24 protein-coding genes and 1 tRNA gene are annotated in these 24,043 nt (G+C 61.0%); 15 read left to right on the top strand and 10 right to left on the bottom strand.

Annotation, left to right across the window (positions count from 1 at the left end; genetic code table 11):
- Both AADA04_RS13720 and AADA04_RS13715 read left to right on the top strand, forming a co-directional pair.
- Nucleotides 1-769 (top strand): response regulator transcription factor (locus tag AADA04_RS13720; protein WP_340693841.1); only part of this gene is annotated, 769 nt, incomplete at its 5' end.
- 97 nt (nt 770-866) lie between these two features.
- The gene (locus tag AADA04_RS13715) at nt 867-1,391 is read left to right on the top strand and encodes a hypothetical protein (RefSeq protein WP_340693840.1); all 525 of its coding nucleotides are present in this window, start codon (nt 867-869) and stop codon (nt 1,389-1,391) included.
- On the opposite strand, the gene AADA04_RS13710 is transcribed toward AADA04_RS13715, so the two are convergent.
- Nucleotides 1,372-1,845 (bottom strand): DUF3995 domain-containing protein, encoded by a 474-nt coding sequence (locus AADA04_RS13710; protein ID WP_340693839.1) that lies wholly within the window; start codon nt 1,843-1,845, stop codon nt 1,372-1,374. The genes AADA04_RS13715 and AADA04_RS13710 overlap by 20 nt on opposite strands.
- A 113-nt stretch (nt 1,846-1,958) precedes the next feature.
- Between AADA04_RS13710 and AADA04_RS13705 the strand changes: the two genes are divergently transcribed.
- Together AADA04_RS13705 and AADA04_RS13700 are read left to right on the top strand one after the other, a co-directional pair.
- Complete coding sequence (locus AADA04_RS13705) at nt 1,959-2,423, top strand: peptidylprolyl isomerase (RefSeq protein WP_340693838.1); 465 nt, start codon at nt 1,959-1,961, stop codon at nt 2,421-2,423.
- Between the two features lie 81 nt (nt 2,424-2,504).
- The gene (locus tag AADA04_RS13700; protein WP_340693837.1) at nt 2,505-4,061 is read left to right on the top strand and encodes a stimulus-sensing domain-containing protein; all 1,557 of its coding nucleotides are present in this window, start codon (nt 2,505-2,507) and stop codon (nt 4,059-4,061) included.
- On the opposite strand, the gene acs is transcribed toward AADA04_RS13700, so the two are convergent.
- Nucleotides 4,058-6,004 (bottom strand): acetate--CoA ligase, encoded by a 1,947-nt coding sequence (acs, locus tag AADA04_RS13695; RefSeq protein ID WP_340693836.1) that lies wholly within the window; start codon nt 6,002-6,004, stop codon nt 4,058-4,060. The genes AADA04_RS13700 and acs overlap by 4 nt on opposite strands.
- Before the next feature lie 306 nt (nt 6,005-6,310).
- Between acs and AADA04_RS13690 the strand changes: the two genes are divergently transcribed.
- Entirely contained in the window at nt 6,311-6,964 is a 654-nt protein-coding gene (locus AADA04_RS13690) for a 50S ribosomal protein L25/general stress protein Ctc (protein ID WP_340693835.1), read from the top strand.
- Nucleotides 6,965-7,050: 86 nt separating this feature from the next.
- The gene (gene pth / locus AADA04_RS13685) at nt 7,051-7,665 is read left to right on the top strand and encodes an aminoacyl-tRNA hydrolase (RefSeq protein WP_340693834.1); all 615 of its coding nucleotides are present in this window, start codon (nt 7,051-7,053) and stop codon (nt 7,663-7,665) included.
- Between the two features lies 1 nt (nt 7,666).
- Here the strand turns inward: pth and AADA04_RS13680 are convergent, their stop codons facing one another.
- The gene (locus AADA04_RS13680) at nt 7,667-8,590 is read right to left on the bottom strand and encodes a Gfo/Idh/MocA family oxidoreductase (RefSeq protein ID WP_340693833.1); all 924 of its coding nucleotides are present in this window, start codon (nt 8,588-8,590) and stop codon (nt 7,667-7,669) included.
- 110 nt (nt 8,591-8,700) lie between these two features.
- Nucleotides 8,701-9,666, bottom strand: coding sequence for an alpha/beta hydrolase (locus AADA04_RS13675; protein ID WP_340693832.1), 966 nt, complete (start codon nt 9,664-9,666; stop codon nt 8,701-8,703).
- Between the two features lie 159 nt (nt 9,667-9,825).
- Between AADA04_RS13675 and AADA04_RS13670 the strand changes: the two genes are divergently transcribed.
- From AADA04_RS13670 to AADA04_RS13660, 3 genes are all read left to right on the top strand, one after another.
- On the top strand, nt 9,826-10,848 hold the full coding sequence (locus AADA04_RS13670) for an NADP-dependent oxidoreductase (protein WP_340693831.1): 1,023 nt from the start codon (nt 9,826-9,828) through the stop codon (nt 10,846-10,848).
- A gap of 58 nt (nt 10,849-10,906) precedes the next feature.
- Nucleotides 10,907-11,818 (top strand): hypothetical protein, encoded by a 912-nt coding sequence (locus tag AADA04_RS13665; RefSeq protein ID WP_340693830.1) that lies wholly within the window; start codon nt 10,907-10,909, stop codon nt 11,816-11,818.
- Between the two features lie 99 nt (nt 11,819-11,917).
- Nucleotides 11,918-12,184 (top strand): HU family DNA-binding protein, encoded by a 267-nt coding sequence (locus tag AADA04_RS13660; protein ID WP_340693829.1) that lies wholly within the window; start codon nt 11,918-11,920, stop codon nt 12,182-12,184.
- A gap of 38 nt (nt 12,185-12,222) precedes the next feature.
- Here AADA04_RS13660 and AADA04_RS13655 read toward each other — a convergent pair whose 3' ends face one another.
- Nucleotides 12,223-13,635: an MATE family efflux transporter gene (locus tag AADA04_RS13655; protein WP_340693828.1), complete on the bottom strand. Its 1,413-nt coding sequence runs from the start codon at nt 13,633-13,635 to the stop codon at nt 12,223-12,225.
- Nucleotides 13,636-13,653: 18 nt separating this feature from the next.
- The gene (locus AADA04_RS13650) at nt 13,654-15,033 is read right to left on the bottom strand and encodes a 3-deoxy-7-phosphoheptulonate synthase class II (RefSeq protein ID WP_340693827.1); all 1,380 of its coding nucleotides are present in this window, start codon (nt 15,031-15,033) and stop codon (nt 13,654-13,656) included.
- Nucleotides 15,034-15,184: 151 nt separating this feature from the next.
- Between AADA04_RS13650 and AADA04_RS13645 the strand changes: the two genes are divergently transcribed.
- The gene (locus AADA04_RS13645) at nt 15,185-16,483 is read left to right on the top strand and encodes an AAA family ATPase (protein WP_340693826.1); all 1,299 of its coding nucleotides are present in this window, start codon (nt 15,185-15,187) and stop codon (nt 16,481-16,483) included.
- 32 nt (nt 16,484-16,515) lie between these two features.
- Here AADA04_RS13645 and gor read toward each other — a convergent pair whose 3' ends face one another.
- The 3 genes from gor to glmU all read right to left on the bottom strand — a co-directional run bounded on the left by gor (nt 16,516) and on the right by glmU (nt 20,092).
- Nucleotides 16,516-17,913, bottom strand: coding sequence for a glutathione-disulfide reductase (gene gor, locus AADA04_RS13640; protein ID WP_340693825.1), 1,398 nt, complete (start codon nt 17,911-17,913; stop codon nt 16,516-16,518).
- A gap of 97 nt (nt 17,914-18,010) precedes the next feature.
- Complete coding sequence (gene rpiA, locus AADA04_RS13635; protein WP_340693824.1) at nt 18,011-18,712, bottom strand: ribose-5-phosphate isomerase RpiA; 702 nt, start codon at nt 18,710-18,712, stop codon at nt 18,011-18,013.
- Nucleotides 18,713-18,718: 6 nt separating this feature from the next.
- Nucleotides 18,719-20,092 (bottom strand): bifunctional UDP-N-acetylglucosamine diphosphorylase/glucosamine-1-phosphate N-acetyltransferase GlmU, encoded by a 1,374-nt coding sequence (gene glmU / locus AADA04_RS13630; protein WP_340693823.1) that lies wholly within the window; start codon nt 20,090-20,092, stop codon nt 18,719-18,721.
- A gap of 86 nt (nt 20,093-20,178) precedes the next feature.
- Between glmU and gph the strand changes: the two genes are divergently transcribed.
- On the top strand, nt 20,179-20,859 hold the full coding sequence (gph, locus tag AADA04_RS13625; protein ID WP_340693822.1) for a phosphoglycolate phosphatase: 681 nt from the start codon (nt 20,179-20,181) through the stop codon (nt 20,857-20,859).
- Here the strand turns inward: gph and AADA04_RS13620 are convergent.
- Nucleotides 20,856-21,098 carry a hypothetical protein gene (locus AADA04_RS13620; protein WP_340693821.1) on the bottom strand — a complete coding sequence of 81 codons (243 nt, stop codon included), beginning with the start codon at nt 21,096-21,098 and terminating at the stop codon, nt 20,856-20,858. The genes gph and AADA04_RS13620 overlap by 4 nt on opposite strands.
- Before the next feature lie 483 nt (nt 21,099-21,581).
- Here AADA04_RS13620 and AADA04_RS13615 point away from each other — a divergent pair.
- The 4 genes from AADA04_RS13615 to AADA04_RS13600 all read left to right on the top strand — a co-directional run bounded on the left by AADA04_RS13615 (nt 21,582) and on the right by AADA04_RS13600 (nt 24,018).
- Nucleotides 21,582-21,656: transfer RNA gene (locus AADA04_RS13615), tRNA-Val, on the top strand.
- A 69-nt stretch (nt 21,657-21,725) separates the two neighbouring features.
- Nucleotides 21,726-22,466 (top strand): lysophospholipid acyltransferase family protein, encoded by a 741-nt coding sequence (locus tag AADA04_RS13610; RefSeq protein ID WP_340693820.1) that lies wholly within the window; start codon nt 21,726-21,728, stop codon nt 22,464-22,466.
- Nucleotides 22,463-23,722 carry a glycosyltransferase N-terminal domain-containing protein gene (locus AADA04_RS13605; protein ID WP_340693819.1) on the top strand — a complete coding sequence of 420 codons (1,260 nt, stop codon included), beginning with the start codon at nt 22,463-22,465 and terminating at the stop codon, nt 23,720-23,722. Before AADA04_RS13610 ends, AADA04_RS13605 begins: the two co-directional genes overlap by 4 nt.
- Complete coding sequence (locus tag AADA04_RS13600) at nt 23,719-24,018, top strand: tetraacyldisaccharide 4'-kinase (RefSeq protein WP_340693818.1); 300 nt, start codon at nt 23,719-23,721, stop codon at nt 24,016-24,018. The genes AADA04_RS13605 and AADA04_RS13600 overlap by 4 nt, the downstream gene beginning before the upstream one ends.
- Nucleotides 24,019-24,043: the final 25 nt, after the last annotated feature.

The raw sequence follows: 24,043 nt of genomic DNA, 5'->3' as shown, positions 1-24,043 counted from the left end.
AACCGTGGTTGAACACCATAATGCAAAACGGCCAGACCCCGTGATGGGGTACAGTCTGGTTGAGAAGGATCGAGCGATGACAACTCTGGCACTGGTGGATGACGACGAGAACATCGTCGCCTCGCTGAAAATGTTCTTTGAGGCTGAGGGCTATCAAGTCCGCACCTATCATGACGGCGAATCCGCTCTGCCCGCTCTGACGGAGACGCCTCCGGACATTGCCATTCTCGACGTGAAGATGCCCAAGATGGACGGCATGGAATTGCTGCGCCGCCTGCGCCAGACCAGCGAATTGCCGGTCATCTTCCTGACGTCGAAAGACGAAGAGATCGACGAGGTGATAGGCTTCAATATCGGCGCGGATGATTTCGTGCGGAAGCCCTGTTCCAACCGCCTGCTCGCCGAGCGTGTGAAAGCGGTCCTGCGGCGCGCGCGCGGCGGTGTGGCCGGACCGGAAGAAGGCGACCACAAGCCGATCGTTCGCGGAAAGCTGACGCTCGACCCGAACCGTCATGCCTGCACCTGGGACGGCCACCCCGTGCGCCTGACCGTCACGGAATTCCTGATCCTGCAGGCCCTCGCCTCGCGCCCCGGTTACGTGAAAAGCCGCGATCAGCTGATGGACGCCGCCTATGACGACCAGATCTATGTCGACGACCGCACCATCGACAGTCACATCAAACGCCTTCGCAAGAAATTCCGCGAAGTGACCGACGAGTTCGATGCGATCGAAACCCTCTATGGCGTCGGGTATCGTTATACCGAATAGGCCAAACCCTCGCGCACAAACGCCATCTGGCCGGGGCGTCGCCGAAATCTATATCGGGGGCGCCGCAGATGGCACGTCTCGCATTGTTGCGGGCTTTGTGACGGCGCGTCAGCGTATCCTCTTCGAGAGCAGCAACCGGCATTCGCGGACGGCGGCCTGGTTCGCGCACTATGATGTCGATGGCGCCACTGCTCACTGCATGGCGGCCTTGTCTCGCGGAGACGACATCGCATTGGTCGGCCACAGTTGGGGCAGCGATGCCGCCCTGCGTGTCGCCCACCAGCTGAATGGCACGGTTGGCTTGCTGGCGGGCGTCGATCCGGTGATGCGGCCAGGCAGTATATTCTCTCGCGCCAGCCGCAGGCCCGACAATGCAGCGCTCGTCGTCCATGTCGACGCCAAGCCACGGCATATCGACCGGTCGGATATCGTGAAGGCCACCGGCGTCGTCCTGGGTGGCGGCGTGGCCGACGCCTATCGCAGCGCGGACGTAATGATCCGCACGGAGCTGAACCATTGGGCATTTGCCGACATGATGACCGCGCCGGCGCTGGACGGTGTGTCACTCAATGAACGCATCCAGCAGGCCGACTGGGGTGTCCCTAGAACCCGAGCAGGCTGAACCGCCACGCCCAGTTCGGCATCGCCAGGGTCAGGGCGAGAAATCCAAGACCGATCAGGATGCAGAGCGGAGAATAGAAACGCCGGTTGAGACGGAGGAAGGGTTGTTCCGGCAGCGCGCGTTCGAACGTCGGCATGACACCGATGATGCCCCGGAACAGGAAGACGCCCGCCAGCGCCAAGCCGCCGGGCGCGACCAGCCAGTCAGATACGGGCACGGCAATGAGCCGCCCGAGCAAGAGCGCCCAGATGGCGGCCGCCAGCAGGCAGAATGCGACAAAGGCAGATGCGGCCATGGACGGCATGCGCGTGATCCCCCGGCGCCCGACGACGGCCCGCGCCAGAGCCTGCTGATTGGCGTAGGGAAACGTGCTGCCAAGGGACCATGCCAGATGGATCAAACCAGCCAAGGCGAGAACCCCGGAGAGCAGGATTGAAAGGGAATTTGCAATCATGAGCGGGCGCGTCCTGATATGATACACAGACAATAACACGGCTGTTGGGCTTGCCGCCATCGTCTTCATTCAATAGCCAGTCTTAAACCCGAGCCACTTATAAGGAATTTTCCATGAGCGACCTTGAAAACACACTCCTTCTTGAAACCTCCAAAGGCCCCGTGAAGATCGAGCTGCGCCCCGACCTCGCACCCGGCCATGTTGAGCGCATCAAGGAACTCGCCCGTGAAGAGTTTTATGACGGCATCGTCTTCCACCGCGTGATCCCCGGATTCATGGCGCAGGTTGGCTGCCCCAAAGGCAATGGCACCGGCGGATCGAGCAAGCCGGACATCAAGGCCGAATTCAACGCAGAGCCGCATGTGCGCGGCACATGCTCAATGGCCCGCACAGCGGCGCCGAATTCCGCCAACAGCCAGTTCTTCATCTGCTTCGACGATGCCAGCTTCCTGAACAAGCAATACACGGTCTGGGGCAAGGTCACCGAAGGCATGGATGTGATCGACCAGCTTGCGAAAGGTGAGCCGCCGCGCAATCCTGACAAGATTGTAAGCATGCGCGTTGCGGCAGACGCCTAAAAGTCGCCGCAGCCCGGAAACAGGGTGAACGGGATGGGCGAGTCCAAACGCATAAGGCTGCCAGGTTCAAGGCGCGGATCCATGTTCCTGGGTTCGCGCATCGCCCGGCTGATCTTTGCATCGAACCTCGCCGGTCTCGCCATTCTCATCATCGGCGCCATGGTGCTGAACGAGATGCGCGCCGGGTTCGTTGTTTCCAAGAAACAGGACCTTGTCGCGCAGGCGCAGATCTTCACCAGCCTGCTGGGTGAAGACGCGACCACGCCCGAACCCAGCCTGGATGTAGATGCTGCCCGGCAAACCATTGTCCGGCTGAACCTGCCAGAACGGGTGAGAGCACGCATTTATTCGCCGGAAGGCGAACTGATCGGCGACAGCTTCTACCTGTCAGAGCGGGTTGATATCGATGCCCTGCCGCCGCTGAAGGAGCCGAGCAGTATCGCACGCATGGGCGCCGCCATGTCCGAGTGGGCGGCACGCGTGTTCGGGCCCATCATGCCCCGCCGAAGTTCCGAAGCCGTACGGACCCAAAGTTTCGAGGAAGAATTCGATAGCGCCGCACTGGGCGACATCGCGGCGAGCCAGCGCTTTTCCGACCGGGGCCAGCGGATCATCTCGGTCTCCATGCCCATCCAGCGCGTTTCAGCTGTGGTTGGCGTATTGACGCTGGAAGCGAGTGACATCGACGAGATCATCCGGTCTGAACGCGCCGCGCTCGTCCCCTTCATTGGCGTCGCCGTATTGGTGGCGTTCGTCACATCATTCTTCCTGACTCTCGGGATTGCCCGCCCCATGCGACGCCTGTCGCTGGCTGCTGACCGCATCCGTTCAGGCGCATCGGACCGTATCGACATCCCGGCGCTGACACGCCGCAAGGACGAGATCGGTAATCTCGCGTCATCGATGCAGGGCATGACAGAAGCCCTGCTGGAGCGGATCGAAGCGAATGAACAGTTCGCCGCCGACGTGGCGCACGAGCTGAAAAACCCGCTGACGTCGATCCGGTCTGCCATCGAGACAGCTGAGCGTGTGCAGGACGACCCCGTCGCGAGCGAGCGGTTGCGCGAGGTGATTGCATCAGACGTGAAACGTCTCGACCGCCTGATCACCGATATTTCGAATGCCTCGCGCATCGAGGCAGAAATGACCCGCGTTCCGAACGAACAGATCGACATTGCGCGGTTCGCCCGCGATGTGGTGCGCACCTATGAGGCGATGAGCGATGGTCCTGATGCGGTTTCGGTTGTGTTCGAAGACGCGACCATGGGCGCGCGCTTGCTGGTCCGTGCGCGGGAAGGCCCGCTTGGCCAGGTGATCCGCAATCTCATCGACAATGCCCGCTCGTTCTCCCCCCCGGGCAGCAGCGTGCACGTGACACTGGAACAGACAAATCGCGGTCCTCAGACGATCGCGCGACTGCGCGTGGAAGATTCCGGCCCCGGTATTCCAGCCGACAAGCTGGAAGAGATTTTCAACCGATTCTACACGGACCGACCGAAGGGCACGGCCTTCGGCAACAATTCCGGTCTGGGCCTGTCGATCGTGAAGCAGATCATCGCCACGCACCGCGGCAGCGTCCTCGCCGAGAACCGCGAAGAAGGCGGCGCCCGGTTCACCGTGGACCTGCCAGCGATCTAGCGATTTTGCCGGTGTTCGATCAGGTCGTTCACGACGTCAGGATCGGCCAGCGTTGACGTATCGCCCAGGTTCGAGAATTCGTTCTCGGCGATCTTGCGCAGGATACGGCGCATGATCTTGCCCGAACGCGTCTTGGGCAGACCGGGTGCAAACTGGATGAGGTCCGGTGACGCGATCGGGCCGATCTCGCTGCGAACGTGCTGGACGAGGTTCTTTCGCAGGTCATCGTCGACCTCCACACCCGTGCGAACAGTGACATAGGCATAGATGCCCTGTCCCTTGATATCGTGTGGATAGCCAACGACCGCTGCCTCAGCCACCGCGTCATGACTGACCAGCGCGCTTTCGACTTCTGCCGTGCCCATGCGGTGGCCGGACACGTTGATGACATCATCGACCCGGCCCGTGATCCAGTAAAACCCATCTTCATCGCGCCGGCAGCCGTCGCCGGTGAAATAGGTGCCTGGATAGGCGGTAAAGTAGGTGTCGATAAAGCGCTGGTGGTCACCGTAAACGGTACGCATCTGGCCGGGCCAGCTGTCAGTGATCAGCAGGTTGCCATCGGCGGCGCCTTCAAGCTGGTTGCCCTCAGCATCGACCAATACCGGCTTGATGCCGAAGAAGGGGTGGCTGCCGGCGCCGGGCTTCATATCGGTCGTACCGGGCAGCGGAACGATCATCGTTGCACCGGTCTCGGTCTGCCACCAGGTGTCCACGATCGGACAACGCGCTTCGCCCACGACGTGGAAGTACCATTCCCAGGCTTCCGGGTTGATCGGTTCGCCAACTGTGCCGAGCAGGCGGATCGATTTGCGTGACGTTGCATTCACCGGGCCTTCGCCCTCGCGCATCAGAGCGCGGATGGCTGTCGGCGCCGTGTAGAAAATGGTCACCTGATGCTTGTCGCAGGCCTGCCAGAAGCGGCTGGCGTCAGGATAGGTTGGCACGCCTTCGAACAGGACACTGGTCGCGCCATTCGCGAGGGGACCGTAGACGATATAGGTGTGTCCCGTGACCCAGCCGACATCGGCTGAGCACCAGAACACATCGTCTTCCTTGAGATCGAACACGTATTCATGGGTCATTGACGCCCAGACGAGATAGCCGCCAGTCGTGTGCAGCACGCCTTTGGGCTGGCCTGTCGAACCGGACGTGTAGAGGATGAACAGCGGGTCTTCGGCATTCATCGGCTCGGGCGGGCAATCGGCAGAGACGCTGGCGCCGATCTCGTGCAGCCAGTGGTCGCGGCCCTCGGTCATCGCCACATCGGCGCCGGTGCGGCGCACAACGAGCATTTTCTTGACCATGCCCTTGGCAATGGTGGCTGCGGCATCGGCATTGACCTTGAGCGGCACCTTGCGACCGCCCCGGAGACCTTCGTCGGCGGTGATCAGAACCTCGGACTCGCAGTCGACAATGCGCCCCGCGAGCGCTTCCGGCGAAAAGCCGCCGAAGACGACGGAGTGCACGGCCCCGATGCGCGCGCAGGCCAGCATGGCGTAGGTCGCCTCCAGGATCATCGGCATGTAGATGGTGACGCGGTCGCCCTTCTTGACGCCGAGTTCCTTCAATACGTTGGCGAACTTGCTGACGGCTATGTGGAGCTGCTTATAGGTGACGGTGTGAGTGTCTGCCGGGTCATCGCCTTCCCAGATGAAGGCGGCCTTGTCGCCGCGGGTGGCCAGGTGCCGGTCGATACAATTGGCCGAGACGTTGAGGACCCCGTCCGAATACCACTTCACATGCAGGTCGCCGGTCTCCCAGGAGACATCCTTCACAACCGTGTAAGGCGTCATCCAGTCGAGCCGCTTACCCTGCTCGCCCCAAAATTCCTCAGGGTCCGCGATTGAGGCGGCGTACATCTCCCGATACTTCTCCGGCGTGAGGTTTGCCTTGGCAGCAAATTCGGAGGGAACGGGATAGGTCTTGCTGGCGTCGCTCATTACGGTTGTCCTGTATTGTGCACTTCAGCGATCCTAACAGACTGCAGACTTGGTTGAGAAGACATAGGTCAAAAGAGTTTCGCCGAGCCACGGCCTTTCTTTGACACCTTCGATCCCTGCGAATGACGGGGAAGCACCATCACAGGCCGAACTCGCGTGGCAGGCGAACCTGCCTGCCCGGGCCGCTTGCCAGCGTCCGCCTGATCGCCTATAGGCGCCGACTGGAAACGACGGCGCAAGGCCGTGCGTGTCAGGCTGTCACCGTCCGGATGTCCGGCGGCGGACTTCAGGGCGAAAGGAAAACAAATGTCCAAGAAACAAATTTCATTCAATCTCGAACTGCGTGAGCGTATCGGTACCGGTGGCGCGCGTGAAGCCCGCAACAATGGCTTCGTTCCCGGCGTCCTGTATGGCGGCGGTGAGGACCCGGTCGCAATCAACCTGCGCCTTGCTGAAGTGATGAAAGCCATCGAGACCGGACACTTCCTGTCCTCAACAGCGACACTGGTCCACAAGGGCGAAAAGCAACTCGTGATCCCACAGGCGATCCAGATGCACCCGATCACGGACCGGCCGCTCCACGTCGACCTGTTCCGCGTCAAAGCCGATCAGAAGATCAAGGTTGAAGTGCCTGTTCACTTCATGGGTGAAGACGTTTCGCCAGGTCTCAAGAAAGGCGGCACGCTCAACGTTGTCCGCCACACGATCGAACTTCTTGTCCCGGCCGGTCGTATTCCGGAATTCCTCGAAGCCGACGTGTCGGCCCTGGAAGTCGGTGACAACCTCAAGATTTCGGACATCAACCTGCCATCCGACGCTGAACCGACCATCACGGATCGTGACTTCACGATCGTGACGATTGCCGGACGCGTCGCGGTAACTGACACCGATGACGAAGCTGCTGATGAAGCCGCTGATGAAGAAGACGCCGGCGACAAAGAAGAAGGCGGCGAAGACTGATCCGTTCGGTCTGGCTCAGCGTGCTTGGTCTTTTCAGACCAGGCACGCGGCCAACCCCTGCTCGGTCGCACGAGGGAGAACGCCCCATGCTGATCCTCGTGGGACAAGGAAACCCAGGCGCAAAGTACGCGGGCAACCGTCACAATGCCGGGTTCATGATTCTGGACAGAATTCACGCCGAGTTGGGTTTCCAGCCGTGGCGCTCCAAATTCGAAAGCCAGATTTCCGAAGGCACGATCGAAACGTCCGCCGGGCGGATCAAGACGCTGCTGGTGAAACCCGAAACGTTCTACAATGAATCAGGTCGCGCGCTTTCAAAGGCCACGACGTTCTACAAGCTGGCGGCCGAAGACGTGGTCGTGTTTCACGACGAAATTGATCTGGCACCCGGTCGCGTTCGCATGAAACAAGGTGGCGGCCACTCCGGCAATAATGGCATCCGGTCAATGATTGCGCATCTTGGCGAGAATGTCCGGCGTGTGCGCATTGGCGTCGGCCATCCCGGCGACAAGTCGCTGGTCATGCCTTACGTACTCTCAGACTTTGCCAAATCTGACCAGGATTGGTTCGAGCCGCTCCAGAAGGCGATTTGCGGCGCCCTGCCCTTTCTTGCGGCGGGAGACGACGAGCGCTTTCAGACCGAAGTCATGCGCCTCGCGCCCGCTCCCAAACACGACCCCAAGCAATCGAACCGCGACTAGGTCAGGCGTCGATCTTGGCCAGCGCGACCGCTTCGGCTGCTTCAGCCATGGCCACTGCCGCAACCGCTCCATGCGCAGGCACCGGACTGCGCGCGAGGCCGAGGCACGCGGCATAGAAGCCCTCGTCTGCCGCGCCCAATGGATCAGGCAGATCTGCCGCAATATCGACGCGAACCTCATAGGGCGTGGAATTCTGCAGCTTGCGCGTGAGGAAGTTGATCGCGATTTCACCCGACGGATAGACGACGCGCATGGTGCGTTCGCGAACGTCTGACGCGCGGCTGGCGCGCAGGCGGGCGACGCCCCCACTGGCATAGGTGAATTGTGCGCTGGCCTCGTCAAGATGGCGCGAATGCACACGGGACCCGCTCGCCATTACGCCGGTGAATTCGGTCCCAAGCATCATCGCCGCGAGGTCGAGATCGTGGATCATCAAGTCCCATATGACTGACACATCGCCAGCCCGGTTCTCCGGCGCGGGCGGGCCAGCACGAACGGACTCGATGAGCAAAGGCGTCTCTTCGATTGATAGAACACCCATGGCGCGGGCTACGAAGCGTTCCTGATGGCCGACCTGGAGGATACGCCCCCGCGCGGCGGCTTCGTCTGCGAGACTACGTGCCGCCTTCCCTGATAGCGCCAGAGGCTTCTCCACAAGGACGTGGCAATGCGCTTCGATCGCCTCGCGGGCAAGCGGCTCATGAAAGGTCGCGGGGACGGCGATCACAACCGCATCGCACATGTCGAGAAACGCCCGGTATTCCGACGTGCCGGATGCGCCAAACGTTCTGGCGACGCGCTCTGCGCGGTCCTGGTCGATATCGTATACGCCCATAAACTCGGTGCGTGCGGACGCGGCAGCCTTTTGCGCGTGGTAATTTCCGAAAACACCCGCGCCTGCGACTCCGACTTTTAACTTGGTCATTCTATCAGGCCCTCATCTGCGCCGACATGACACCGCATCGCCTCCTGCTGCAAGTACGGGCGGCACATTCATCTGCCAAAGCTCATTGCCATTCCTGACGGAACTGGACGCTATGCTGGCGCAGGCGGCGGCAAGGTGCAGCCGAGCCCGCGTGCCAGAGATGTAACATAGTCGCGCTCGAACCGTCGGGTGACGGCGGCTCCGGCCTCGAACTGGAAGCCGTGATAGACGCTGGGATAGATGATGAATTCGGTGGCCACGCCGGCCGCAATGAGCCGGCGCGCGTAAGCCATGTTCTCGTCGAGGAAGAGATCCAGGCCCCCAATGCCGATCCATGTCGGTGGCAGGCCCTTGAGGCTTCCCGCGCGCGCTGGAACGGCCGGGGATGCCGGCGCGTGACCACCGAGATAGGACGCCCATCCGAAACAGTTGCTCGCAGGCGTCCAGATATATTCACCCAAGACCGGATCGAGCTTTGCATCGTCTGCGGTCGTGCGGTCATCCAGCATTGGATATACGAGGTGCTGGAACGCGATCTTGAACTTGCCTTCGTCGCGCGTGCGCAGGACCAGTCCTGCCGCCAGACCGCCGCCGGCGCTGTCGCCGCCGATGGCGACGCGGGATGCGTCGATTGCGAGCGCCGCCGCATTCTCGATCATCCAGCTGAGCGTGGCAGCACAATCGTCGAGCGGCCCCGGGAACGGGTCCTCCGGAGCAAGCCGATAGTCGGGTGAGACAACGACCGCGCCAAGCTCAGAGGCGACCCGTGTATTGCGATCATCCGATCCTTCGGGTGAGCCGAGCATATAGCCGCCGCCATGAATGTGCAGGAAGGCGGGACGGTCCCCGCCCTTGGCGATGGGTTCATAGACGAGGCAGCGAACGTCGCGCCCACCCGCCAGCCCCGGAACTGTCACCTCGCGTCGCGTAACGCCAAGCAGCGAAGGATCGCCCATGACGGTCATCCCGGCAGCCATCTCCCGCATCGCGGGCAGTATTTCTGGTTTGAGGTCAAGCGGGGGGAATGTTTCGGCAAATGCGATGAGTTCCGGATCCACCAGGTGCCTGGTCTTCATGCTGCGTCCCGCCTTGCTTGATTTTGTTGAAGTAACCTTATTCACCGGCGTGAAATCGGCAAGCCACGGACGCCCGGGAAGATATTCCGGCGGCAAGCCCTTCACAGGGGACGAGTCACAGTCCACTTAAGCGGCAACGACAATCAGGAGGAAATTATCATGGCCAAACTCAATTCAACCGAATGGGCACTCGCGTCCCGGCCGGAAGGCATGCCGAAACCCGCAAACTTTGCGAAGAAAACCGTGGAGATCGCCGAACCGAAAGACGGCGAAATCCAGGTCCAGAATGAGTGGATGTCTGTCGACCCCTACATGCGTGGCCGGATGTATGATCGCGAGAGCTACGTGCCGCCGTTCCAGATCGGCGAAACGATGCAGGGCGGCGCTGTTGGTCGCGTGACCGCTTCGGCCCACCCGGACTACAAGGTCGGAGACCTTGTTTCATCCATGCTTGGCTGGCGCACAGCCTGGGTGGCCAAGCCAGAAGCGGCCATGGTTCAAAAATTGCCGGATGTCGGACTGCCTGAAAGTGCGTTCCTTGGCGTTGCAGGGATGCCCGGACTGACGGCCTATGCGGGCCTGCTGCGCGTGGCTGAACTCAAAGAAGGCGATATTGTTTTCGTGTCGGGCGCAGCTGGTGCCGTCGGCTCGACGGTTGTCCAGATTGCCAAGAACAAGGGTTGCACCGTGATCGGTTCTGCTGGTGGACCGGACAAGTGCGCGTTCGTGAAATCAATCGGCGCCGATCATGTGATCGACTACAAAAAGGCCGGCGGTTTCGAAGGCCTGGTCAAGGCATTGAGAGAAGCGTCGCCCAAAGGCATCGACGTGTATTTCGATAATGTCGGCGGCGACCACCTGACGGCAGCGATTGAAGTCGCCCGCCCAATGGCACGCATGGCACTGTGCGGCGCCATCGCGCAATACAATGACACCGGCACGCCTGTTGGCCCGCACAACATGATTCAGGCTGTCGGCAAGCAGCTCAAGTTGCAGGGTTTCATCGTGTCGACGCATGCCGACATGCAGCCGGCCTTCTTTGCTGACATGGCAAAGTGGATTCCCGCCGGAAAGATGAAGTTCGAGCAAACTGTGATGCAAGGTATCGACAAGGCGCCGGAAGCCTTTATGGGCCTTTTCACAGGCGCCAACACTGGCAAGATGTTGGTGAAACTCACCTAAACCCAATAGATCCGCACCGCGTCTCACAGGCCGCGGTGCGGCTACGGAGACGCACAGCATGGCGCGGTTGTTCGATGCCTATATCATGGTGGACTGGAGCGCGGCGGCCAAGCCGACGCTCGGTGCAAACTCGATCTGGATTGGTATCCTTGCAAAGGATGCCCGTCTGAAACTGCAATTCAAGGCGGTCAATATCGATACGCGCCTGAAAGCGCGCGCCTTCCTGGAAGACATGGTCGCCAAGCTGACACGGCGCGGCGACCGTGTGCTTCTGGGTTTCGACTTTTCGCTGGGATACCCGGCAGGAACCGCCAAGGCGCTGGGACTGGACGTATCGAAACAGCCGCCATGGGCAGCGATGCATGCACACCTCGCCAGCAAGCTGAAGGACAAGCCGGACAATTCGAATGCACGCTATGCGATCGCAGCCGGAATGAACTATGCCATCTCCAAGGGCCCCTTCCCGTTCTGGGGGGCACCGGCACGGGACGTGGTCTCGACGCTGGCATCGACCAAGCCGGACTTTACAGACAAGCCCCTGCCGGAGTTCCGCCTCGCCGAGTCCAATCTGCGTGACCGGAAACTCGGCCAGCCAAAATCGGTCTGGCAGCTCGCCTACACAGGCAGTGTCGGCAGCCAGTCGCTGACAGGCATCCCGCATGTTCATGCCTTGCGGGCGTCCTGGCCGAATGCTCGCATCTGGCCCTTCGAAACCGGAACCAGTGAACTGACCGAAGACGACCTGCAGGATGTGGAGGTCGTGATCGCCGAGATTTACCCGTCCATGGTCAAGGCGAAAGCAGAAAAAGGCGAGACACTGGACGAAGTTCAGGTCCGCGAAATCGCCCGTCACTATTCACAACTCGACGAAAAAGGCCTGCTTGGAGCCACGTTTTCCACAGGCAAATCGCTTGACGAGGGAAAAATCGAGCAGATTCAGGCAGAAGAGGGCTGGATTCTGGGCTTATAGCCTGTGTTTACTGGCCATTCGGCATATTCACGCAAAACGAATCGTGGGCATGTCGGCGCAACGGCGGGGGATCGCCGTTTAACTTAGAGGAGAACCCCTATGAACAAGGGTGAACTTACAAAGGCAGTTGCTGCCGAATCCGGCCTTTCGCAAAGCGAAGCCGGCAAGGCCGTCGATGCTGTTTTCGACACGATCGCTGGTGCTGCGAAGAACCGTCAGCAAGTGGCGATCGCTGGCTTCGGCACGTTCGCGGCGAAAACCCGCAACGCTCGTGAGGGTCGTAACCCGGCCACTGGCGACAAAATCAAGATCCCAGAAAAGACATCCCTGGCTTTCAAACCAGCCACGGCTCTGAAAGACCTCTAGGGTTTTCGGCCTCCCTTGCTGGAGGCCTACCCTGAAATTCAGGCGGCGCGCTTGCTCGGCAGGCGCGCCGTTTTCCATTCCAGGAGCAATGTCTGCCCGACACCGGCAATCGCCATTCCCATAAACGCGCCTTCCATCATTCCCTGCGCGCCCCTGCCTTCCACGAGACCCAGCCAATAGCAGGCGGGGATCATGACGAAGAAGAATGAACCGATGTGAATGATGCTCGGCGACCAGACAATCTCCTGCGCCCTCAACGCCATCGAGGCCGTTGCCTGAAGTCCATCGAAAATCGACGCGGCGGCGGCGAGAAAAAGAAGGCTGGCGATGGCCGGGGCCAGGACAATGCCGTTCAGCACCGCGTCCGGCCGCACCAGGAGACGGGAAATGGGTCCATGGAACAGGACGAGGACAATCCCGAGGATGATGCCCATCAGGATTGTGGCAGCGACGCCGAGACGCCCGGCATCCCGGATCTCGTCATTATTACCGCGACCGAAGGCCTCGGCCACGCGGACGCTCGTGGCTGAACCGATGCCCAGATAGAACATGAAGCAGAGACCAATGATCTGGATCGCATAGCCATAGATCGAATTCGCAGCGAGGCTGATCCATGTCGCGATGATGAATGTAAAGTTGAAGCCCCCCCACTCCGCGACATTGCTGATCGCCGTGCCGATGCCGACGCTGAACTGGCGGCGGGCTTCGTCGAGCGGACCAGCAACGGACTTCCGGAAAGCCGGCGTCAGCGCCACGACAAGGATGAACATCGCGACGGTCAGCGCCCAGCGCGAAGTTGTCGTCGCCCATGCCACACCCTCCGCGCCCATCGGCTCGCCGCCCCACACGCCGCCTACGAGCGCCAGGTCGAGGACAAGGTTGATGACAACACCAAAATACATGACGACCGTCACCAGCAAGGGACGGCGCAGGGATTCGAGATAAAAGCTGCACACCTGAGAGACCATAAAGGCGAGGAGGCCGCTGGAAAGAATGCGCGTCACCTTCGCCGTTTCAGAGGCGACGGTTTGCGGGTCCAGCCTGTCGGCCGCTTCCGATACAGGGGCGATCGTAACGAATATCCAATGAAACAACGGCTCGGCACCGACGAAAACCAGCACCGTCAAAATCAAACCCAAGCCAAGAGCCGCCCAGAACCCGCGCCGGAAAATACGCCCGGATTCTTGCGCGAGTCCGACGCCAAGCAGTTCCGATGTGAGCACTTGCGTGCCCAGAAGAAGGCCCATGCCAAAGCCAATGGATACGCCCATTGGCAGCCATGAATTCAGGATAAAGGGAAGTTCACCCGGCGAATACTGGCCAAGCACGATCGCGTCGGTGATACCCATCAGCATCATCGACATTCGCGTAATTGCGATTGGAACGGACAGCCGAAGCAAATCCGATATATCGGAGGCCCGCGCCCAGGCGGGCCAGCCTGCGCGAGCCATCGATTGTTTCGTCCCTGATTATCCGGCCTTGCGGGAGACATTCGTCTCCGCCCGGCTCATTCCCTGCAGCTTCTCGGCGATCATGAACGCGAGTTCAAGCGCCTGTTCGCCATTCAAGCGAGGATCGCAGTGAGTGTGGTATCGAGACGACAGGTCGCCTTCCGAGATCGCCTGAGCCCCACCTATGCATTCGGTGACATTCTGGCCGGTCATCTCGAAATGCACGCCGCCGGGATAACAGCCCTCGGTCGACAGGACGTCAATGAACTGACGCACTTCGGAGAGAATACGGTCCACAGGGCGCGTCTTGAAACCGCTCTCGGTTTTCAGCGTGTTGCCGTGCATCGGATCACAGGACCAGACGACCGTGCGTCCGCTTTTCTTGATGGCGCGCGCCAACAGCGGAAGTCCCTTTTCAACACCTTCCGAACCGAAGCGCGAGATCAGCGTTATACGACCGGCCTCGTCAGTCGGGTTCAGCTTGTCGATCAGGCGCAGGAGCTCGTCCGTCTCCATGCCGGGGCCGCACTTGATGCCGATCGGGTTTTTCACACCGGCACAGAAGTTTACGTGGGCGTGGTCGACCTGACGCGTACGGTGGCCGATCCAGAGCATGTGGGCCGACGTGTCGTACCAGTCACCGGATGTTGAATCCACGCGGGTCATGGCTTCCTCGTAGCCAAGCAGCAGCGCTTCATGGCTGGTGTAGAACTCGACCTGTGCCATCTGTGGCACGCTGGTCGAGGTGACGCCGCAAGCCGCCATGAAATCCATGGACTTGGTGATCTGGTCTGCAAGCGCTTCGTACCGCTCGCCTTGCGGGCTGCGGTCGACGAAACCGAGCATCCAGCGATGAACGTTGGACAGGTCCGCATAACCACCCTGGCTGAACGCGCGCAGCAGGTTGAGCGTCGCAGCGGACTGCGAGTAGGCCTGCATCAGGCGCTCGGGGTCGGGGATACGCGCCTCGGGCGTGAATTCCATGCCGTTGATATTGTCGCCCCGGTAGGACGGCAACGTGACGCCATCGATGGTCTCGATGGGCTCGGAGCGCGGCTTGGCGAACTGGCCTGCGATGCGTCCCACCTTCACGACCGGCTTGGCCGCCGCGAATGTCAGCACAACAGCCATCTGGAGGATCACGCGGAACGTGTCGCGGATATTGTCCGGATGGAATTCCTTGAAGCTTTCAGCGCAATCGCCGCCCTGCAGCAGGAACGCGTCGCCCGCAGCGACTTCTGCAAGGCGTTGTTTGAGGCGCCGGGCCTCGCCGGCAAACACGAGTGGTGGATAACCCTTCAGCCGCGTCTCTACTGCAGCAAGCGCTGCAGTGTCGGGGTAGTCCGACGGGATGTGCTTGGCAGGCAATTTCCGCCAATCTGAGGGTGTCCAGGTCATGTTATAGTGCTCCGTTCGAATGCAGCATAAATCACATGGACTGCGCTTGCTCAAGTTTCACCACAATTTCACAGCACAACGGTGGCGGAATCAGCTCTAAGCCCTTTAGAAACGGGGTTACATCCGCCGCCTGAAGGACTGTCCAAACCACATGTCGCACGTCTATATCAGCCATTCATCACAAGATCTCGACGCCCTGCTTGAGATTCACGAAGCATTACGGATGGCAGCGATACCCGACTGGTACGCGCCGAACGACGCCGAAGACCGGCCAAAAGCCGATCAGGCCATCGATGACGCGTTCGCCATGATCGTTCTCGTGTCTGCCAGCGCAGTCAGGTCGAGATCGGTCAGGCAGGACGTGGAACGGGCGAAGGCGCGTAATCTGCGCCTGATCCCCTTCCAGATCGACAAGGCGCGGCTGAACGGCTTTTTCAAGCATGAAGTGCTGCCTCACCTGAAACTGTCATCGACCTCTGCGGATGCCACCGAGCAGCTCGTGGATGAGGTGCAGAAGGCCTACAAGCGCAAGTGCCCCGTGCTGGCGATAATGAACCTGAAGGGCGGCGTGGGGAAGACGACAGTCACGAGCCAAGTCTTCGGTGCGTGGCAGGGCGCGCTGGGCGGGCGGGTGCTGCTGGTTGACCTGGATCCGCAATATAACCTGACCCAGACTTTCTTCGATATGGAACACGCTGACGCCAGCGCCGCCGCCGACCGGTCGGTCATCTCACTGTTCGAACGGTCACGCCTTCATTCGCGCGATGTGGCGAGCCCCGGGGAAAGCTGGCTGACCCTGTCGACCGAGCCCTTCGCCGCCGTGCCGCGGACGGACCTGATGCATGACCTGATGGGCACTGGCAGTCCCGGCGGGCGGCTGGATCTCGTATCCGGCCAGTTCGAAATTTCGAAATACGCTTTCGCAAATGATTCAGGCGCGCTCCAGAAGATCAAATCCCAGTTCCTGCGGATGGTGGACCACTATCGCAGCGAATATGATCTCATCGTATTCGACACCAATCCGAACGCGACTTTCCTGACGCGCTGTGTGCTTGAAGCCGCGGACCGGGTGGTGGCGCCCATGCATGCGGACGTCTACTCGCTGAGGGGCGTTCGCTTGCTGAACCAGGTGATTGCAGAACAGGTCGAGGCGGGAAAACGCCCTGAGCTATCGGTCTTGTTCAATGCTGTCGGGCGCAGCGAACAATCGACATTTGAAGCCGATGCCCGCAATGGCCAGTACGATTCCAAAGCCGGCTTTCCCCTGTCGAAAGCCCTGCTGAAATCAGCCCTGCCCCGCTCCGGCCACCTCATGGTCAAGGCGCCGAAAGACAGCGAACCGCCCTGGCGCCAGCTGGTGATCCACTCCGGCAGGGGCGGTGGGCTGAAGTCCATTCGCGAGAGCCTGAAGACCGTCGCGATGGAGCTGCAGGCCTTGCTGGAAGGGTGAGGCAAGGGTGTGGCGTGTGGTCCCCCGGACCGTCAGGACGCGACTTCGGGGACCCATTTCTGACGCATCGTGACAAGCTCTTCGGCAACGCTCGGATGCAACGCGCAGGTCCGGTCAAAGTCCGGTTTGGTCGCGCCCATCTTGATCGCGATGCCGACAGCCTGGATCATTTCAGCGGCGTCATCGCCCACGATATGAACCCCCAGGACGCGCTCGTCGTCGGCCTTCACGACCAGTTTCATGAGCACGCGGCTCGCGTCACCGTTCAACATGTTCTTCATCGGGCGAAAACGGGTCTTGTAGATATCGACGGTTCCAAACGCCTTGCGCGCTTCCGCTTCGGTCATGCCCACCGTGCCGACTTCCGGCTGGGTGAATACGGCTGTCGGGATGTCGGTATGGTCGAAATGCCAAGGCTTGTCGTAAAACTCGGTGTCGGCAAAGGCGTGGCCCTCGCGAATGGCGACCGGCGTCAGGGCGACACGGTCGGTCACGTCACCAACGGCCCAGACGCTGGGGACATTGGTCTTCGACCATTCGTCGACGATGACAGCGCCATTCTTGTCGAGCGCGACACCAGCAGCTTCGCAGCCCAGCGTATCAGTGGTCGGCCGGCGCCCCACCGCCATCATGATGACGTCGGCATCAAGGTGATGGCCATTCTTGAGCTGGATGCGCAACGGCAGGTCGCCTTTGCCGGTGTCCTCGATCTTTTCGAACACGGTTTGCGTGACGACGCGGACGCCAGCCTCCTTCAGGCCCTCATGAACCGCCGTGCGGACATCTTCGTCAAACCCGCGCAGCACGGTATCGCCGCGGTAGACGAGGCAGGTTTTCACACCGAGGCCCGCGAACACATGCGCAAACTCGACGGCGATGTAGCCACCGCCTGCAATGACGAGATGCTTGGGCAGCGTTTCGAGATCGAAAATCTCGTTCGAGGTGATCGTGTGCTCAACGCCCGGCAGTTCGTCCGATGAGGGCACCCAGGGGCGACCGCCGACGGCAATCAGGATCTTGCGGGCCGTGACCGTCTTGCCACTGGTCTTCAGGCGCAGCGTGGTCGCGTCGACAAATTCCGCGCGCTCTTCGAACACTTCAACGCCCGCATTGACGAGATTGCGATGATAGATGCCCGACAGGCGGTCGACTTCGGCATGCATCGCGGTCGCGAAGACCTCATGATCGTAGGAGACATCGCCGACGCTCCAGCCATAGCCCTTGGCATGTTCGATGTGCTTCCCGTATCCGCTGGCATAGACCATGAACTTCTTCGGCACGCAGCCACGGATGACGCAGGTTCCGCCCATCCGGAACTCCTCGGCAACGGCAACCTTGGCGCCCGTAAGGGCCGCAAGCCGCGCGGCACGGACGCCGCCAGAACCGCCTCCGATAACGAAGAGGTCATAGTCGTATGTTGTGTCGGCCATCGATTGTTCCTTTTCCGCTGCCCGAATTCATTCGGCGCGCCGTAAAGCGCGCATGCGGGCAAACCGTTGAATCTTCGGGAGATGTAAGGGCCTGAGCCTAGAATTCAAACACGGTAGCACCGTTTTCATTGCCGATGATCACCGTGCGGGCGATGTCGATGAACAGGCCGTGCTCGACTACGCCGGGCACATTTGACAGCCGCGCCGCCAGCGCTTCGGCATCCGGAATCCGGCCGCAATGGCAATCAAGAATATAGTTGCCGCCATCCGTGACCAGCAGGTCAATACTGCCGGGCAGCTTGCGCAATTCGACCCGTGGCCGATCGATTCCGGCAGCGCACAGCACATCAAAAACTGTCTTCGCCGTGATCGTGTAGCCGAACGGAGTGACTTCGACCGGCAAGGGAAAGGCACCGAGGCGCTCGACCTGTTTCGACGGGTCGGCGATCACCACCATGTGATCGCTCGCGCTGGCGATGATCTTCTCGCGAAGCAGCGCGGCGCCGCCGCCCTTGATCAGATAGCCATTGCTGTCGACCTCGTCGGCGCCATCAACGGTGAGATGAATCCGGTCGACCTGCTCAAACGGGATCAGCGGCACACCGAGACTGGTCGCGAGATCGCGGGTCTGTTCGCTTGTCTCGATACAGCGCACGAGCAGGCCGTCGGCAATTTCGTCAGCCAGCATTTCGACGAAATATTTTGCCGTGGACCCGGTACCGAGTCCGATGGTCATGCCATCCTCGACATATTCCATCGCCGCCAGAGCGGCGTTTTCCTTCTCGTGCTCATTCGCCATTTTGGCTTAGTCCTTCTTTTTCATAGCGGCCTTCTCGGCACTCTTTCGGGAACGGTAGCTGATCGCCCAGCCTTCGCGTTTGACCAGCTGGCCCCGCGCCACAGCAAGCGCATCGGGCTCGACGTCTTTCGTGATGACACTGCCCGAGCCGATGATGGCGCCCTTGCCAATGTCCACCGGCGCGACCAGCGACGAATTGGAGCCGATGAAAGCGCCCTCCCCGATCATGGTCGCATGTTTCAGGAAGCCGTCATAATTGCAGAAAATCGTACCTGCGCCGATATTCGCCTGCGCGCCGATGCGGCCATCGCCAAGATAGGCGAGATGGTTCGCCTTGGCGCCTTCGCCCATGTGCGTATTCTTGGTCTCGACGAAATTGCCGACGCGAACGCCCGCCTCGAGCACGGTGCCAGGGCGAAGACGGGCATAGGGGCCAATCTCGCATCCCGCAGCGACCTGGGCGCCTTCGAGATGACTGAACGCCCGGATCCGCGCGCCGCCCTCGACATGCACGCCGGGTCCGAACACAACGTTGGGTTCGACCAGGACATCAGCTTCGAGCACCGTATCATGCGAGAAGAAGACGGTTTCCGGCGCGACGAGCGTGACACCTGCGGCCATCGCGGCGATGCGGCGCTGTGCCTGAAAGATTCCTTCGGCCTCGGCGAGATCCGCCTTGCTGTCGCAGCCGATGAGATCGTCTTCGCCGCATCGGACAGCGCGGCAGATTGCGCCCTCGGCGCGGGCCAGGCCAACAAGGTCTGTCAGGTAGTATTCGCCCTTGGCATTCTGGTTGGTCACCTTGCCGAGCAGGCGAAACATGGTTTCGGCGCGCCCCGCCATGACACCCGAATTGCAGAGGCGAACGGCAAGCTGCTGCGGCGATGCCTCGCGCGCCTCGACGATGGCATCGAGATCGCCATCCTTCGCGAGGATCAGGCGGCCATATAGCCCCGGCTCAGCGGCCTCGAAACCGAGGACGCCGAGCGATGCGCCGGTTTCCAGCGCAGCGTAGAGGTCTTCAATCGCGCTGGCTGGCACGAGCGGGCTGTCACCATAGAGGACGACGAGATCTCCGACGAAGCCGTCCAGCGCCTTTTCGGCGCACCTGACGGCGTGACCCGTGCCCTGAGGCGGGTCCTGGAACGCGATGGCCCCTTCGCCGAGCTGGGCGGAGACATGGTCGATGAGCATGGTTTGCGACGGGTGCGCGATCACGACAATCCGGGAACAACCGACACGGCGCGCAAGGTCGATCGACCAGTCGACCATGGGGCGACCGCCGACAGCATGCATGACCTTTGGCAGGTCGGACTTCATGCGCGTCCCCTTGCCAGCGGCAAGGATAATCGCAGCGCGATCTCTGGCGATATTCGTCACGGGCGGGCCCTCTCGCTTTCCCCAGACCTTTCGCCTAGACCAAAGGCCGATTCAAGGCGAGTGGCGAGAGAGGAATTCATACAGGCATGAGCGGAGCGTTTGACGGCTGGACGATTGTTTTTGATCTCGACGGGACTTTGGTCGACACAGCGCCGGACCTGCTGGGCGCGCTGAACCATGTCCTGGTCGAAGCCGGGCTGGAACCCGTCACCCTCGACACCATCGCCACGATGATCGGCCATGGCGCCAAGGCCATGATCATAAAAGGCATGGCGGCGCAGGGCGTCGAACCGGAAGCGCACCGGATGGATGGCCTGTTCAACCAGTTCCTGGCCTATTACGAAGCCAATATCGCCGTGGGATCGCGGCCGTTTGAAAATGCCGTCGCGGCGCTGGACCAGTTGGCAGCCGGCGGCGCCACCCTGGCCGTCTGCACAAACAAACGCCAAAGCTCGAGCGACAGATTGCTCGATACGTTGCAGCTGTCAGGCAAGTTTGCAGCGATAGTCGGCGCCGACAGCGTGCCGGAGTGCAAGCCGCATGGCGATCATATCCTGCTGACGATTGATCGCGCAGGCGGCGACCGATCCCGCGCAATCATGGTCGGTGACAGCCGGACAGACGAAAGGGCAGCCCGGAATGCCGGGCTGCCCTTCATTTTCGTTCCATTTGGATACGAATCCGAAACTCAAGAAGAAATAGCGGCTGACCTAGTTGTCAGCAACTATTCGGAACTCGTTTCAGCTATACTTTCGCTATTGAACTAAGCGACCGCTTCCGATCTCGGACGGTAGCTGGGGCGTGCTGCCCCCGCTTCGCCAGCTGCACGGCGACGGGGCATCCCGTTTACCATGTTGCTGCGCACATCCGTGCGGGCACTACGCATCGCAGGCACGAAGCCAGCGTCAACAAAGTCGACATCGACTTCATAGCCACGCTCGGCCCAATACGCGTTAATCTTTTCGCAAAGGCGCTTTGCGCCCTCTTCGTCACACCAGTCTTTCATGTTCTCTCTCTCCAGGCTTATTATTTATACTGGCGAATTACTTCCCCAGTGCCTGTCCTTCTCTAAATCCACACCGTGAACTGCTCATCAGTTCATCGTTTATGATATGAAGATGACTATGTTTGACGGGTTTCTCAAGGGTAATCTCGTATGAAAATCGCGTAACAAAACTGCATGAACAGTCGTTCATTATGAACAACTGTTCATCAGGCCATTCGCGGGCCTCATTTAGGGCAAAAATCCTGCAAACCAGCGAAAAATAAGCAAATACAGCTTGGGTTTAGCCCTGAGAGAGGACGGATGATGGAACGGAAGCAGAAATAAGGCAATCCGCCTTATACATGCGAAACCGGAGGCTTTAGGGATGCTGGGCTGCATTTTTGCATGGGTATTCTATCGCATGTGCGTCGCATATCGGGTCTAACGGTGTTCCTTGCTTGACGTTCAGAGGGCATCGGATTAACGACGCGCTTCCCGGAACTGGGGCGATTAGCTCAGTGGTAGAGCACTGCCTTCACACGGCAGGGGTCGCAAGTTCGAACCTTGCATCGCCCACCATCTCAAACCTGTCAGTTGTCGTTGCCAGCACCCGTGGCGCATGGCGCAAAGCGAAGTATAAGCGACGCGATGAAGTTCCTGTTCCGATCCAGACCTGTTGTGATCCTGCTGGGTTTCCTGATTTGGGCCTGGATGGCCCTGATCGGACGCACCGTACGATGGACCGTGGAGGGCGACGCACAAGCCAAGGCATCGTGGGAATCAGCCCCAGGCGTCGTCGTGGCGATCTGGCATTCGAGGATCATGCTGATACCGGCGGGTTGGACAAAGCTGATACGGCACTGGCCCGGACGGACCGCACCTGTGTCCATGCTGATCTCGATGTCGGGCGATGGCGAGCCGGTTGCCCGCGCCATGCGCCACCTCGGCGTTGGAACAATCCGCGGTTCCGCCGGAAACAAGAAGAAGGCGAACAAGGACAAGGGCGGCGCCCGTGCGGTGGTTGAGGCGGTCAAATTGCTGAAATCGGGCGGGGCGGTCTGCATTACGCCTGATGGCCCGCGCGGGCCGAACGAACAGGTCAGCCTGGGTGCGATCCTGATTGCGCAGAGATCGGGCGCGCCTATCCTGCCTTATGCGGTGGCGAGCAAGCCTGCGAAACGCCTGGGCAGCTGGGACCGGTTCATTATCCCCTTCCCTTTCACCAAGGGCGCCATCGTGTTCGGCGAATTGCTGGAGACCCCGCGCGATGCGAAGCCTGAAGACTTGCGCGATGCGTTGCAGCAAAGGCTTGATACCGCAACGCGCAGAGCGGAAATCCTCGCCGGTTATGAATTGACGCCGCCGAGCGCCGGGACATCCCATACATGACGCCGGCATTTCACCTGTACCGCGCGTTTGCCCGGATCGCGTCGCCTTTCCTGCCCGGATTGCTGCGGCGGCGGGCGCGGGCGGGGAAGGAAGATTTCGGGCGTATGAACGAGCGGCTGGCGCGGGGCATGCCCAACCGGCGGCCAGGCCGGCTGGTCTGGTTGCATGGCGCGAGTGTCGGAGAAAGCCGTCTGCTTCTCGAACTGGGTCACAGGCTGGTCGCGGCGCGGCCTGACCTGATGCTGCTGTTCACAAGCCAGACGCTGACGTCAGCGCGCCTGCTGGGCCCTGCCCTGCCGGACGCCGCGATCCACCTGATGGCGCCGCTGGACACGCCGGCAATTGCCCGGCGCTTCATCCGGCACTGGCAGCCGGACCTGTGCGTCTTCGGCGAGGGCGAGATCTGGCCGAACCTGATTTTCGAAGCCGGACGCAGCGGCGCGAAACGGGCATTGGTGAACGCGCGCATGACGCAAGGCTCCGCCGATGGCTGGCGCCGGGTGCGCAAACTGTTCGGCAAACTGGTTGGCGCCTATGACGTGGTACTGGCCGCCGACACGGACACCGCCCAGCGGCTGGGAAGCCTGCTCGGGCATAATGTCCGCTCTGCCGGAAACCTCAAATCAGCCTTGCCCGGTCCGGAGGCGAGCGACTTTGAGATCAAGCGGATACGCGATGGATTCATCGGCACGCGGCGCTGCCTCGTGGCCGCCTCGACGCATGCGGACGAGGAGGCATTGTTCCTCGATGCCGTGTCGGACATGCCGGATACGGCTCTTATCATTGCGCCCCGGCATCCGGAGCGCGGCGACGAGGTGGAAGCCCTGATCAAGGCGCGCGGCCTGCTGCATGCGCGCCGGTCGAAGGGACAGGTTGCCAATACACGCACACGCGTCCTGCTGGCCGACACGATGGGCGAGATGGGCCTGTGGCTGCGCCTGGCCGATGCAGTCTACCTGGGCGGCGGACATGCCGAGGGCGTCGGCGGGCACAATCCACTGGAGCCCGTGCGGTTTTCCAAGCCGGTCGTGACCGGCCCGGATGTGTTCAATTTCGCCAGCATGATGGCCGATCTCGAGGCGCGCGGCCTCGTCAGGATAGCAAATGATGCAGCAGGCGTGGCCGATGCCCTGCAGAATGCGCCACCGCCGTCCGTGGCGGCTGTCGAGGCGCTGGCGGAACATGCGGATGCGCCGATGGTCGAGACGCTGGCGGCGCTGCTGCCGCTGATCCCTGAACCGGGATTGCTGCAATGAAGGCGCCGCACTTCTGGTCGGCGGGGTTGGATCCGCGCTCACGCGAAGCGGCGCCGCTGACGCGCCTGCTGCTGTCGCCGCTGGCCTTCGCCTATCGTCTGGGCGTGCAGAACAAGTTGGACAAGGCCGTACCTGTCCGGGTGGATATCCCGGTCGTCTGCGTCGGAAACCTGACCGTTGGCGGGGTTGGAAAAACCCCGGTCGTGGCAGCTATTCGGGGTGTTTTGACGGCGCAGGGCGTCCGTGCGGCGACCCTCGGCATCTCGCGAAGGGCGGACTCGTCCATCGCAGCCTGAACCTCGTCGTCGGGGCGGTTCACCT

The sequence above is a fragment of the Hyphomonas sp. genome (genome assembly GCF_037969335.1).
Taxonomy (GTDB): Bacteria; Pseudomonadota; Alphaproteobacteria; order Caulobacterales; family Hyphomonadaceae; genus Hyphomonas.
This window is presented reverse-complemented; position numbering and strand designations above follow the sequence as displayed.